This is a genomic window from Marinicrinis lubricantis (assembly GCF_042658665.1).
GTDB lineage: Bacteria > Bacillota > Bacilli > Paenibacillales > KCTC-33676 > Marinicrinis > Marinicrinis lubricantis.
The window spans coordinates 78187-91873 of record NZ_JBHSQV010000036.1 but is presented as its reverse complement, the minus strand read 5'-3'; the positions used below and the strand labels follow the sequence as shown (position 1 = coordinate 91873).

9 protein-coding genes and 1 pseudogene are annotated in these 13687 nt (G+C 47.2%); all 10 read left to right on the top strand.

Annotated features, from left to right (window positions below; all coding sequences use genetic code 11):
• Nucleotides 1-146 precede the first annotated feature (146 nt).
• The 10 genes and pseudogenes from rpsB to ACFPXP_RS07155 all read left to right on the top strand — a co-directional run bounded on the left by rpsB (nt 147) and on the right by ACFPXP_RS07155 (nt 13605).
• Nucleotides 147-845 carry a 30S ribosomal protein S2 gene (rpsB, locus tag ACFPXP_RS07200; protein WP_379893546.1) on the top strand — a complete coding sequence of 233 codons (699 nt, stop codon included), beginning with the start codon at nt 147-149 and terminating at the stop codon, nt 843-845.
• A gap of 172 nt (nt 846-1017) precedes the next feature.
• A pseudogene (gene tsf, locus ACFPXP_RS07195) lies at nt 1018-1685 on the top strand (translation elongation factor Ts).
• A 332-nt stretch (nt 1686-2017) separates the two neighbouring features.
• Nucleotides 2018-2743: a UMP kinase gene (gene pyrH, locus ACFPXP_RS07190; RefSeq protein ID WP_379893545.1), complete on the top strand. Its 726-nt coding sequence runs from the start codon at nt 2018-2020 to the stop codon at nt 2741-2743.
• Nucleotides 2744-2746: 3 nt separating this feature from the next.
• Nucleotides 2747-3301, top strand: a complete 555-nt coding sequence (gene frr, locus ACFPXP_RS07185) for a ribosome recycling factor (protein ID WP_379893544.1) — start codon at nt 2747-2749, stop codon at nt 3299-3301.
• 64 nt (nt 3302-3365) lie between these two features.
• Nucleotides 3366-4127 (top strand): isoprenyl transferase, encoded by a 762-nt coding sequence (locus ACFPXP_RS07180; RefSeq protein ID WP_379893543.1) that lies wholly within the window; start codon nt 3366-3368, stop codon nt 4125-4127.
• 25 nt (nt 4128-4152) lie between these two features.
• Entirely contained in the window at nt 4153-4947 is a 795-nt protein-coding gene (locus ACFPXP_RS07175; RefSeq protein ID WP_379893542.1) for a phosphatidate cytidylyltransferase, read from the top strand.
• Between the two features lie 42 nt (nt 4948-4989).
• Nucleotides 4990-6141, top strand: coding sequence for a 1-deoxy-D-xylulose-5-phosphate reductoisomerase (locus ACFPXP_RS07170; RefSeq protein ID WP_379893541.1), 1152 nt, complete (start codon nt 4990-4992; stop codon nt 6139-6141).
• A 120-nt stretch (nt 6142-6261) separates the two neighbouring features.
• Nucleotides 6262-7512 carry an RIP metalloprotease RseP gene (gene rseP, locus ACFPXP_RS07165; RefSeq protein WP_379893687.1) on the top strand — a complete coding sequence of 417 codons (1251 nt, stop codon included), beginning with the start codon at nt 6262-6264 and terminating at the stop codon, nt 7510-7512.
• 110 nt (nt 7513-7622) lie between these two features.
• The gene (gene proS, locus ACFPXP_RS07160) at nt 7623-9071 is read left to right on the top strand and encodes a proline--tRNA ligase (protein ID WP_379893540.1); all 1449 of its coding nucleotides are present in this window, start codon (nt 7623-7625) and stop codon (nt 9069-9071) included.
• Nucleotides 9072-9297: 226 nt separating this feature from the next.
• The gene (locus tag ACFPXP_RS07155) at nt 9298-13605 is read left to right on the top strand and encodes a PolC-type DNA polymerase III (protein WP_379893539.1); all 4308 of its coding nucleotides are present in this window, start codon (nt 9298-9300) and stop codon (nt 13603-13605) included.
• Nucleotides 13606-13687 lie beyond the last annotated feature (82 nt).

The window sequence follows — 13687 nt, the reverse complement described above, 5'->3', positions numbered from 1 at the left end:
GATTTCAGTTATGGTATATTATTTGACGGTGTTAAAAACACACGTTGTCCAATTTTGTCAAAGGTGCTTTCAATGATTGAAAGTCTTGATGAAAGATGAAGGCAGCGGAGGTACACAAAAACCAATATTAGAGGAGGTGTGTGAGGATGGCAGTCATTTCCATGAAACAGCTTTTAGAAGCTGGGGTACATTTCGGTCACCAAACTCGTCGTTGGAATCCGAAAATGGAAAAATACATCTTCACCGAAAGAAACGGAATTTATATTATCGACCTGCAAAAAACGGTCAAAAAAGTGGAAGACGCATACCACTTTGTTAAGGATCTTGCTGAGAACGGCGGAACGATTCTTTTCGTCGGAACAAAGAAGCAAGCTCAAGATTCAGTGAAAGAAGAAGCCGAGCGTTGCGGCATGTACTTCATTAACCAAAGATGGTTAGGCGGTACGCTGACCAACTTCGAAACGATTCAAAAACGAATCAATCGTCTTCATGAGCTGGAGCGTATGGAAGAAGACGGTACATTCGCAGTTCTTCCTAAAAAAGAAGTTATTATTCTAAATAAAGAAAAAGCTCGTTTGGAGAAATTCCTCGGCGGCATTAAGAACATGAAGAAGCTGCCTGATGCTTTGTTTGTTATCGATCCTCGTAAAGAGCGTATTGCGGTAGCAGAAGCACGTAAATTGGGAATTCCTATCGTTGGTATCGTGGATACGAACTGTGATCCTGATGAAATCGATGTAGTCATTCCGGGTAACGATGATGCCATCCGTGCGGTTAAATTGCTCACTGGCAAAATGGCTGATGCAGTAATTGAAGCGCACCAAGGGGAACAAACTACAGCTTAATGGCAAGAACAGCTTGAGCATCTTACTTAAGCGGTTTGAAAGGGTGGTTGGAAGGTCGAATAGAGCCTTATCACCACCCTTTTTTTAAAAGATACAGAAAAGCAGTTTTTGTCTTAAAGTGTCGCGTTGTAAAAAAGAATAAATCACAAGGACATAAAGGAGGCTTACACTTATGGCAGTAAGTGCGAGTGCAGTAAAAGAGCTAAGGGAAAAAACCGGTGCGGGAATGCTGGATTGTAAAAAAGCGTTAGAAGAAGCAAATGGAAATATTGACAAAGCTATTGAAGTGCTTCGTGAAAAAGGTCTTTCCGCTGCTGCGAAGAAATCGGACCGTATTGCAACTGAAGGCTTGGTCGAATCTTACATACACGCGAACGGCAGAATCGGCGTGCTTGTTGAAATTAACTGCGAAACCGACTTCGTAGCTAAAAACGAAGGCTTCAGANAAACGAAGGCTTCAGAGAGTTTGTTCGTGATGTAGCGATGCAAATCGCCGCAACAAGCCCGAAATATGTTCGTCGTGAAGAAGTACCTCAGGAAGAACTGGACAAAGAAAAAGAAATTTTGCGCGCACAAGCGTTAAATGAAGGCAAACCTGAGAAAATTGTAGATAAAATGGTCGAAGGCCGTATTTCTAAATATTACGAAGAATATTGTTTGATGGAGCAAAGCTTCGTTAAAGACCCAGACAAAACGATTACTGAGCTGGTGAATGAGAAGATCTCCACCATCGGTGAGAACATCACGATCCGCCGTTTCGTAAGATATGAGCTCGGAGAAGGTTTGGAAAAGAAACAAGACAACTTCGTAGAAGAAGTAATGTCTCAAGTGAAACAATAATCAGGTGAAAGAAAAGAATGGAACACCAGCCGTGTTCCTTCTTTTTTACCACATCGGATAGATAAAGCTTACGATGCACTATGACGGAGAATCCGCGAAAGAGGTTTCTCAAAAATATGGAACGCCAAAATGACAATTTCGTTCACTGGCGATTCCGTAAATGTGATGCCGAGGATGAAATTGTGACCTAGAGTTTCGCTGTTTCGGCTGATTAAATCCTTTCTTCACGGGGTGGTATGTTCCTCAGGGCATTCGGGGAAAGTGAAGGAGAATATCGAATCATGGTATATTAACACGTAATTGCAAATCGTGTGAATGGAGGGCGCGGAACTTTGGCACAGCCTGTTTTTAAAAGAGTAGTATTAAAGCTGAGCGGTGAAGCTTTGGCTGGTAATCAGGGATTTGGAATCGAAGCGGAGACGATTAACTCTGTTGCTCATCAAGTCCAGGAAGTTGTGGAATTAGGTGTCGAGGTCGCCATCGTGGTAGGCGGCGGGAACATCTGGAGAGGCATTTCGGGAAGCGCTCAGGGCATTGACCGGGCTACGGCAGATTATATGGGTATGCTGGCAACCGTCATGAATTCTTTGGCTCTCCAGGATGCACTCGAAACGATTGGAGTTCCAACACGAGTACAGACGTCGATCGCGATGCAGCAAATTGCTGAACCGTATATTCGCAGAAGAGCCATCCGCCATTTAGAAAAAGGCAGAGTTGTCATTTTTGCGTCAGGCACAGGTAATCCGTTCTTTTCCACGGATACGACTGCTGCGCTGCGTGCGGCGGAAATTGAAGCTGAAGTGATCCTAATGGCTAAAAACAAAGTGGACGGTGTCTACTCGGCGGATCCGATGAAGGACCCTAGCGCTGTCAAATACGAGCATCTCACGTATATGGAAGTGCTGAATAAGAACTTGGGCGTGATGGATTCAACGGCATCATCGCTCTGTATGGATAACAATATCCCATTAATTGTGTTCTCTATTACGGAGAATGGTAATATAAAACGAGTCGTACTCGGAGAAAAAATTGGTACAACTGTCAAGGGGAGTGTGTAAATCATGCCTCAGTCGATTAAAGCCAATGCGGAAGAAAGAATGAATAAAGCCATTCAAAATTTAAAACGCGAGCTCGCTTCTCTAAGAGCTGGAAGAGCGAACCCAGCCTTATTGGAAAGAATTCAAGTTGATTATTATGGTGCACCTACACCGTTAAACCAAATGGCAAATATCTCAACACCGGACGCTAGAACATTAATCATTCAGCCTTGGGATAAAACGATCATGGGTGCGATTGAAAAAGAAATCATGAAGTCCGATCTGGGGCTTACGCCGACCAATGACGGTACGATTATTCGAATCGTCATTCCAGCACTTACAGAAGAGCGAAGAGCCGAGCTTGTCAAAATGACGAAGAAGTTCGGTGAGGAAGCGAAAGTCGCTGTTCGCAATGTGCGCCGTGACGCGAATGAAGAGATCAAGAAAAAAGAAAAGACGGACATCTCCGAAGACGAATCCCGTCGTCATCAGGATGACATCCAAAAGCTAACCGATCGGTTTGTTGCAGAAGTGGATCAAGTCTTGGCAGCCAAAGAGAAAGAAATCATGGAGATATAGCAATGACTACCCCGCGTTTCGTGGGGTTTTGTCTATGTCCTGATTCCTTGACGGGGGATTAACTATGAAACATATTTTACGCAGGTTCAAACAACATCATATTACGGCGGATGATATCTTGAAAGCCGGATCGGTACCGAAACACGTGGCAATTATTATGGACGGCAACGGGAGATGGGCTAAAAAATTCGGGCTCCCTCGTGCTGCAGGTCATCATACCGGTATGAAAAACGTGAAAAAAATCACGATTGCCGCCAAGACGATTGGTGTTGAGGTACTGACTTTGTACGCGTTCTCTACGGAAAATTGGAAGCGTCCCAAGGAAGAAGTCGATTATTTAATGAAGCTGCCGCAAGAGTTTTTTCCTCTGGAAATTGAAGATTTAGAGCAGAATAATATTCAGGTGCGGATGACGGGTTCTAAAGAACAACTCCCCGAATTTGCATTAAAGCCTATAGAGAATGCCATTGAACGAACCCGTCATAATGATGGCATGATCCTAAATTTCGCCTTGAATTACGGCAGTCGGTTAGAAATCGTACATGCTGCGAAGCATCTCGCTGAGGATCTTTTGGCCGGTCGTATACATACGGATGACATTAATGAACAAGCGCTTAACGATAGATTGTTAACGTCTGACTTACCTGATCCGGATTTGCTGATACGTACGAGCGGAGAATTGCGTCTGAGTAATTTTATGCTGTGGCAGCTGGCGTACACGGAGTTTTGGTTCACGGAAGCATACTGGCCAGAATTCAATGAACCGTTATTTTACTCTGCGATTCGGGAGTACCAGAACCGGGCAAGAAGATACGGCGGCCTATAGTCCCAGCATTGGAGGTGCATTTTGTATGAAGCAGCGTCTGATTACCGGTGTTCTCGCAGCGATCGTATTTCTTTTTTTGCTGTATTTCGGAGGAGCCGGATATACCATATTGATCTTAGCACTTGCCCTCATTGGTTTATTTGAATTCGTTCGTTTAAACCGAATTGCACCGTTTGGAGTACCGGCACTGATCGGGTACGCTGCAGTAGCTTGGCTCACCATCCCTTGGGAGCATTATGAAGGTGTACAGTTTTACGGAGAACAGATGATTTGGATTTCGATGTTGGTGTTTTTTGCGGTTACCGTCACTAGCAAAAATCGAATCAATGTCGAGCAAGCAGCGTTGCTCTTTCTTGGAGTGGTTTATGTCGGAACAGGCTTCCATTATATGCTGTCGACTAGACTCATTCCGGAGGACGGTCTATTTTGGACTTTATTGATTTTTATCAGTATTTGGGTGAGTGACATCGGAGCTTACTTTACGGGTAGAGCCATTGGGAAGCATCTGCTTTGGCCTGCGATTAGTCCGAAAAAAACAGTGGAGGGTGCCGTAGGCGGTTTAATCTTGTCTATTGCGGCAGCTTTGCTTTTTTCATTGTATTCTCCCGAAAGGCTGGATTTTATCGAGGCGCTGTGGATTGGATTGGCTGCATCGGTTATAGGGCAGTTGGGCGATTTTATACAGTCCGCATACAAACGCGCCAGAGGCGTGAAAGATTCAGGCACGCTGCTGCCTGGACATGGCGGGGTACTGGATCGTTGCGACAGCTGGATTATCGTGTTTCCATTCATTCACTTTATGTCACTCATTCCGGTATAAGTCTGCCGAATGATCTTTGGATGATTGCCAGAGGAGGAACCAATGAAGAAACGAATTGCAATTCTAGGATCGACGGGTTCGATTGGAACTCAAACGCTCGATGTGATCAAACACCATCCGGAGCAGTTCGAGGTCGCTGCGCTGGCTGCAGGAAGCAACATCGATTTGCTGGAATCCCAAATCTTTACCTTTAAACCGAAGCTCGTTTCGGTCGCAACGAAGGAATTGGCTGATCGATTAGCAGCAAGAATCGGGTTTGGCACTCGCGTAGTGTATGGCGACGAAGGGATTCTGGAGGCAGCTGCCCATCATGAGGCGGATGTGGTGGTCACAGCGATGGTAGGCAGTCAAGGGCTGCGGCCTACGCTAGCGGCCATTGAGTCTGGCAAGCATATCGGGTTAGCGAACAAGGAAACGTTAGTCAGTGCCGGACACATTGTGACGGAGAAGGCACGCAAGCATCAAGTAGATCTCATTCCGGTGGATAGTGAGCACTCCGCCATCTTTCAATGCTTGAATGGGGAGAAGCGCGAGCAGATTCGCAAGCTGATCGTTACCGCTTCCGGTGGTTCGTTTCGAGATAGAAGCAGAGATGAGCTGAAGGATGTCACTGTGGAGGATGCATTGAAACATCCGAATTGGTCCATGGGCGCCAAAATCACAATCGATTCCGCTACTTTAGTTAACAAAGGACTCGAAGTGATTGAAGCACATTGGTTGTTCGGTATTCCATATGAGCAAATTGAAGTCGTCATTCATCCGGAAAGCATCATTCATTCGATGGTAGAGTTTCAAGATCACAGCATTATGGCGCAGCTGGGCAATCCAGATATGCGGGTGCCAATTCAATATGCGCTGACCTACCCGAATCGTCTGCCAAGTCCCTCTGCTCCATTACAATTCGGACAGCTGAGATCATTGAATTTTAAATCTGTAGATTATGATCGATTTCCGTGTCTTCGATGGGCGATCGAGTGCGGCAAGCAGGGCGGGACGGCTACAACTGTGTTTAATGCCGCGAACGAAGCTGCCGTCGGCTTGTTCTTGGACCGCCGAATCTCCTTCTTAGAAATCGAATCCTATATCGAGCAGGCGATCACGGAGCATCATTCCATACCCAATCCAAGCCTTGAAGAAATCGCCGAGGCGGATCGATGGGCAAGAGCCAGTGTCCTGAAGTGGTCACAGGCCTGAAGCAGTTTTTTGGAAGATGAGGGTTCTCTTGTGTTTGAACTGGGAATAATGATAATCTAAGGACATGTACAACACGGAGGAGGATTCGGGACGTTGACGGTAGAGGGCATTTTATTAACCATGTTCATGTTTTTTTTATTGGTCGGATTTCATGAGTGGGGGCATTTCTACTTCGCGAAGAGAGCAGGCATCTTGGTTAGAGAATTTGCCATCGGCTTTGGTCCGAAGCTGTTTACTTATAAAAAAGGTGAAACCCGCTATACACTGAGATTGTTCCCGATCGGCGGATTCGTAAGGATGGCCGGTGAGGATCCGGAGCTCGTGCAAATTAATTCCGGTCAGACGATTGCCGTCCAGATCGATTCGCAGGGTAAAGTGCATCGAATGTATTTAGATCGGCTGGATGAGCGTGAAGATTGTATCATCGGGACGGTCGAGCATCTGGATTTAGAGCACGAATTGACTTTGAAATTAGATGTAGACGAAGAACTTCAATCGTTCCATGTTCATCCGGAAGCGATCATGATCGCCAGAAATACAGAAACCCAAATTGCCCCTTGGAACCGTCAATTTGGCAGCAAATCTGTAGGCAAACGGGCTATGGCCATTTTTGCCGGTCCGTTGATGAATTTTATTTTAGCTTTTATCCTCTTCTTCATTTTTATCTACATGACTGGAATCCCGAACGGAGAGCCTACCCATTTGGAGATTGGCCAAGTCGTCGAATCGTCTGCGGCTAGCGAAGCGGGATTAGAAGCAGGAGATGTGATTAAAAGCGTAAATGGCGAGGCGGTCGCCGGCGACAGTCAAAAGCTGATTGAAACGATTTCCGGTTCGGCGGATCAAACGATGGAGTGGGTTATTGTGCGCGGCGATGAAGAACATACGCTGCAGGTGACTCCGAAAATGGAAGACGGGCAGGGCAAGGTGGGTATTACCATCATACAGAAGGGAATACCATACCGAAATCCAACCATTGGCGAGGCCTTCGAGAATACGGCGCTAACTATGAAGAATGCAACCGAGCAAATCTTTTTAGCCCTTAAGAAGCTCGTTACATTACAATTCAAAATCGATGATTTAGGCGGTCCCGTACGTATTACAGAGGTCACGAATGAAGCGGTAAGCCAAGGCTTCAATATTTATATATCATGGACGGCGATACTTAGCCTATATCTTGGCATATTCAATTTGCTGCCGTTCCCTTCATTGGATGGAAGCAGGCTGCTGTTTATCGGCTTGGAGGCGCTGCGGCGTAAGCCGATCGATCCGAACAAAGAAGGCATCGTGCACTTTATCGGCTTCGCCTTACTGATGGTGCTGATGATTGCGGTCACGTACAACGATATTTTACGATTATTTAAAGGGTAAAACGTATATTAAATTCAACACTACTATGCATGAAGAACATCGGCTTCGAGGGGGGCGTTTCGTCCTTTCATCGGAGCCAAGCACGTTTCGGGTGAAGTTAGGAGGACGTTATGTCGAAGGATAAACAATTTGTTCGGGAAATCACACCGCAGGCCGAGGATTTCTCGAGATGGTATATTGATGTAATCAAAAAAGCTGACCTGATGGATTACTCCCCGGTACGCGGCTGTATCGTGTTCAAGCCGGAAGGCTACGAGCTGTGGGAGCTTTGCCAGCGTGAATTGGACGCACGGTTCAAAGAGACGGGCCATCGAAATGCATATTTCCCGCTTTTCATTCCGGAAAGCTTCTTTCAGAAGGAGAAGGAGCACGTGGAAGGCTTTAACCCTGAGCTTCCTTGGGTGACAGAGGCTGGCGGGGAGAAGCTGGAGGAACGCTTGGCCATTCGTCCTACTTCTGAAACCGTTATTGGTCATATGTATTCGAAATGGATTCAATCGTACCGCGATTTGCCGGTACTCATCAATCAATGGGCGAACGTTGTCCGTTGGGAGAAAAGAACGCTGCCGTTCCTGCGAACGAGCGAATTTCTGTGGCAGGAAGGACATACGGCTCACGAGACAGAGGCAGAAGCGAGACAAGAAACGCTTCAAATGCTTGAGATTTATCGTGATTTCGTCGAAAATTTCCTAGCGATTCCGGTCATTGTGGGACAGAAGACGCCTTCCGAGAAATTTGCTGGAGCAAAGGAAACGTATTCGATCGAAGCGATGATGAAGGATGGCCGTGCGGTGCAAGCGGGAACGTCGCACTTCATGGGCACGAACTTTGCTGAAGCGTTCGAAATTAAATATTTGGATCGGGACAATCAACTGCAGTACGCGCATACCACCTCATGGGGAGTCAGCACTCGTCTGATTGGTGCGCTCATCATGGTTCATGGGGATGATCGCGGTTTATGTCTGCCTCCGAAAGTCGCACCGACGCAGGTCATTATGATTCCGATCGGTCCTGCCAAAACAAGGGATCAGGTTGTGGCTAGAACGGATGAACTGTATGACGTGCTGAAGAAAGCAGGCATTCGGGTTCGAGTGGACGATCGACAAGACTTGAGTCCAGGCTGGAAATTTAACGAATATGAGATGAGAGGCGTACCGATTCGTCTGGAGCTAGGCCCTAGAGATATGGAAAACGGACAAGCCGTTCTCGTTTCCAGAGTCACTGGCGAGAAGCGGGTGGTCGCTCAGGATCAGCTCGTGGAGGAAGTAGAGCGGTTACTCGCGGAAACCCATGAGCAAATGTATAATAACGCGAAAGCATTCATGGAGGAAAATCTGAAGTCGGTGGATTCACTCGACGAACTTAAAGCCTCGATGGAGCAAAAACGCGGCTTCTACTTGGCCGGATGGTGCGGATCGGCGGCGTGCGAGCATCAGGTGAAGGAAGAGAGCGGTGCGACAAGCCGCAACATTCCATTCGAGGTGCAGGAGCACAAGAGCACATGTCTCGTTTGCGGCGATGTTGCGAAGCACACGGTCGTATTTGCGAGAGCTTATTAATTCGAATACGTTTAAATAAAGAATAGGCAGACGGTGAAAATCCGCTGCCTTTTTTATTTCACGTTTTGAAGGGTTCCATTCTCAACTGCTCCTCTTCAACTGCAAAGTTTTTCTAACCCCCATACAGGGAATCGTTCATCACGGAAGTCTCATTTATGGTATGATAGAGAATAGTAGATTTGGATGTTTTGAGATTGAGAGAAATTGAATTTGGGGGAGCGATACGATGGGACAACCTGCACAGAAGAGAGAACGTTTCGAAATGCTGATGCAGCAGGCTGGCATTCCCGACGACTGGGTAAAGCAGTACTTTTACGAAGGCTACATAGATCAGGTGATCTGCAGCCGTTCCAATAAGGAATGGATTTTTCGCATCGCCAAGCAGACGCTGGTGCCCCAGCAAGTTTATCGGAGCTTCTGTAAATATATTCAAGATAAGTTTGCGCATATTGCGAGAATCAGCTTTATTATCGATTATGATGAGCAGGTAGGCCACGCAGAAATTGCCGAGGAATATTGGCCATTATTTATAGATTGGATTCAGCGGGAAGTGGCTTCTGTGAATGGCTGGATGACAAAAGCACGTAAAGAAGTTGTCGGCAAGACACTGCATCTGCGTCTGCTCGACCAAATGGGCATTGAGCTGGCCAAAAAGCGGAGTATTGATGAGAAGTTGAAATTCTTCTTTAAGTCGTTCTTCTGCCGGGAATTCAACGTCTTATTTGAGCTCAGCGATAACAGCGAAGAAGAATATGAGAAATTTGCACAGCAAAAAGCCGAGGAAGAGAAGACCGTAACACAGAACATCATGACGGCGATTGAGAAGGAGAAGGAAGTGGAGGACGGCGAGGATCCGGTTAAACTTGTGTACGGGTATGACTTCCAGGATCAGCCGGTACCGCTGCAGGAGATCGTCGACGAAGAGAAGAAGATTACGATCCAAGGATCTGTCTTTAATTTAGAGGAGAAGGAGCTGCGCAACGGCAATACCTTGTTCCAGTTCTGTTTAACGGATTTCACGGATTCGCTGCAGTGCAAGGTGTTTGCGAAGAACAAGGAAGACTTGAAAATACTAAGACTGCTGAAGAAAGGGATTTGGGTTCGGGCCAGAGGACGGATTGAGTATGATCGTTTCATGCAGACTCCAGAACTGGTCATGATTCCATCGGACCTGCATGAGGTGCGTTCTCCAATCGCAGAGCGAGTGGATCAGGCCGAGGAGAAGCGGGTTGAATTCCATCTGCATACGAATATGAGTACGATGGATGGCATAACGCCGGTCTCGGAATATATAAAGACGGCAGCAAAGTGGGGCCATAAAGCGATTGCGATTACGGACCATGCCGGTGTTCAGTCTTTCCCGGAAGCGTACCATGCTCAGGAGAAGCATAAGATTAAAGTGATTTACGGTGTGGAAGCGAATGTCGTGAACGATTCCGTTCCGATCGTTACCCATGCGGTGGAACAAGAGCTGCAGGATTGTACGTATGTCGTATTCGACATCGAGACAACGGGTCTCTCAATTATTAACAATAAAATCATTGAAATCGCTGGCGTAAAGATGAAGGATGGCAAGGAAATTGATCGTTTCTCCACCTTTGTCAATCCGCATGAGCGTATACCATACCATATTACCCAGCTCACGAGCATTACGGATGAGATGGTGCAGGGGGCTCCTGAACTGGAGCCGGTGCTCAAGGAATTTTCTCAGTTCGTAGAAGACTCGGTGCTCGTCGCGCATAACGCCCGATTCGATATGGGCTTCGTGCAGGCGAATTTAAAGCAGCTCGGACTGCCGGAGCTTCCGAATCCTTCGCTCGATACGTTGGAGCTGGCAAGACTGCTGTATCCGACGATGAAAAATCACCGGCTCAACACATTGGCGGATAAGTTCAAGGTCAGCTTGGAAAATCATCACCGCGCTATTGACGATACGATTGCGTTAGGCCATATTTTGTTCCATATGCTGAAGGATGCGGCGGCTCAAAACATGACTAAGCTGCATCGCCTGAACGATTTTGTCGGTAAGGATTTATCGAATGCTCGGCCGTTTCACTGCTGTATATATGCGAAAAATCAAATCGGAAAGAAAAACCTGTTCAAGTTGGTTTCTCTTTCCCATACCGAATATTTCAAGAGAGTTGCCTGCATTCCAAAGAGCAAGCTCGAGGAGCTTCGCGAAGGACTGATCATCGCTTCCGGTTGTGAAAAAGGCGAGTTCTTCGAATCCGTGCTGAACAAGTCGCAGGAGGAAGCGGAGCAAGTCGCGGAATTTTATGATGTGCTGGAAATTCAGCCGATCGGCAACAATATGCATTTGGTCGACAAAGGCCTTGTAGGCAGTGCGGCGGAGCTGCAGGATGCAAACCGAAGAGTTATCGAGATTGGCAAGAAATTAGGCAAGCCCGTGATCGCTACCGGCAATGTGCATTATCTGCATCCGAAAGAGAAAATTGGCCGGGATATTACGATTCACGGCATCACGGGCTTCAGTCCTCTAAAGGATATGAAAAAGCCTGACGTCCATCTTCGTACGACGGAAGAAATGCTGAAGGAATTCGAATATCTGGGAGAAGCGCTAGCCCATGAGGTTGTGGTCGCGAACACCAATAAGCTGGCGGATCAATTTGATGAGATTGAGATGTTTCCGAAGGAGCCATTCTTTCCCGTCATTGAAGGAGCGGACGAGGAAATCCGGACAACCTGTTACGCAACAGCGGAGAGCATCTATGGAAATCCGATTCCGGAAGTCGTCGTGAAGCGCTTGGAGAAAGAGCTCGAGCCGATTATTAAATACGGTTTTGCTGCCCTGTACTTAATCTCTCAGCGACTAGTGAAGAAATCGAACGAGGACGGCTATTTGGTTGGTTCCAGAGGCTCGGTAGGATCATCGGTTGTGGCAATGATGCTGGGGATTTCCGAGGTTAACCCGCTGCCGCCGCATTACGTCTGTTCGAATTGCAAGCAGAGCGAATGGTTTACTGACGGAAGCGTGCCGAGCGGCTTCGATCTGCCAGATAAAGAATGTCCGCATTGCGGAACGATGATGAGAGGCGATGGACAGGATATTCCATTCGAGACGTTTCTCGGCTTCAAGGGAGATAAGGTTCCCGATATCGATTTGAACTTCTCCGGGGAGTATCAGCCGCACGCACACAATTATACGAAAGTGCTGTTCGGGGAAAAGAATGTATATCGCGCAGGTACCATTGGTACCGTGGCGGAGAAGACGGCCTTCGGCTATGTGAAGAAGTACGAGGAAGAGCACGGTAAAAAGTGGAGAACCGCAGAAGTACTGCGGCTCGCAAGCGGATGTACCGGCGTAAAACGAAGCACGGGCCAGCATCCGGGCGGAATCGTGGTTGTGCCGGACTATATCGAGGTAGAAGATATTACTCCAGTTCAATATCCGGCTGATGATACGAGCGCGGATTGGAAGACGACCCATTTTGATTATCATGCCTTCGATGCGAATTTGCTGAAGCTCGATATTCTCGGACACGATGATCCGACGATGATGCGGATGCTGCAGGATTTAACGGGGGTTGACCCAACGACAATCCCGATGAACGATCCGAAAGTAATGAGTATTTTCAGTTCGACGGATGCGCTAGGCGTCACACCGCAGCAGATTCGTACCCCTGTAGCGACGTACGGCGTTCCGGAGATGGGAACGAAATTCGTTCGTCAGATGCTGGAGGAAACGAAACCGACCACATTCGCCGACTTATTGCAGATCTCAGGGCTGTCGCACGGTACCGGCGTATGGCTCGGGAATGCGCAGGAGCTTATTAAGAACAACACTTGTACCATTAAGACGGTTATCGGCTGTCGTGACGATATTATGCTGTATTTAATTTACAAAGGCGGTCTGGATGCGGGACTTGCGTTTAAAATTACAGAGAGCGTACGTAAAGGGAAAGGTCTTACGGATGAATGGATTCAAATTATGAAGGAGCATAAGATACCTCAATGGTATATCGACTCCTGCCTGAAGATCGAGTACATGTTCCCGAAGGCGCATGCTTCGGCTTATGTCATTTCGGCTGTACGAACAGCGTACTTCAAGGTATATTATCCGATTCAGTTTTATGCGACTTATTTTTCCGTTCGAGCCGAAGACTTTGATCTAGACTTGCTTTGCCAAGGATATGACGCGATATTGAAGCGGCTTATTGAAATCGAGGATAAAGGTTTCTCCGCTACGCCGAAAGAAAAAGCGTCCATCAGTGTGCTGGAAATGGCGCTGGAAATGACTGCACGCGGCTTCAGCTTCAAGCCGATTGACCTGTATAAATCCGATGCGACCAAGTTTAAAATTGAAGGCGATTCGCTTATTCCGCCGTTTTCGGCGATTGCGGGTGTAGGTATCAATGCGGCCAAAAACATTGCCGCTTCTCGTGAAGAGGGCGAATTCCTATCGGTCGAGGATTTTCAGAAGAGGTCGAAAGCTTCGAAAACAGTGATCGAGCTTCTGCAGTCGTTCGGCTGCTTCCGAGGCATGCCGGAATCGAACCAGCTTGCACTGTTCTAGGTGGCTCCTTGGGAGGCTAGAGCTGCCTTCCAGCCCTTGTAACACTAGGTGGCGTGTGTTATAATTGAGACAAGAATTACAT

Bases quoted from the DNA above. Each gene is read 5' to 3' on its own strand.
- rseP (WP_379893687.1), top strand. From the start codon at position 6,262: ATGTTCATGTTTTTTTTATTGGTCGGATTTCATGAGTGGGGGCATTTC.
- rpsB (WP_379893546.1), top strand. From the start codon at position 147: ATGGCAGTCATTTCCATGAAACAGCTTTTAGAAGCTGGGGTACATTTC.
- ACFPXP_RS07155 (WP_379893539.1), top strand. From the start codon at position 9,298: ATGGGACAACCTGCACAGAAGAGAGAACGTTTCGAAATGCTGATGCAG.
- ACFPXP_RS07170 (WP_379893541.1), top strand. From the start codon at position 4,990: ATGAAGAAACGAATTGCAATTCTAGGATCGACGGGTTCGATTGGAACT.
- ACFPXP_RS07175 (WP_379893542.1), top strand. From the start codon at position 4,153: ATGAAGCAGCGTCTGATTACCGGTGTTCTCGCAGCGATCGTATTTCTT.
- frr (WP_379893544.1), top strand. From the start codon at position 2,747: ATGCCTCAGTCGATTAAAGCCAATGCGGAAGAAAGAATGAATAAAGCC.
- proS (WP_379893540.1), top strand. From the start codon at position 7,623: ATGTCGAAGGATAAACAATTTGTTCGGGAAATCACACCGCAGGCCGAG.
- ACFPXP_RS07180 (WP_379893543.1), top strand. From the start codon at position 3,366: ATGAAACATATTTTACGCAGGTTCAAACAACATCATATTACGGCGGAT.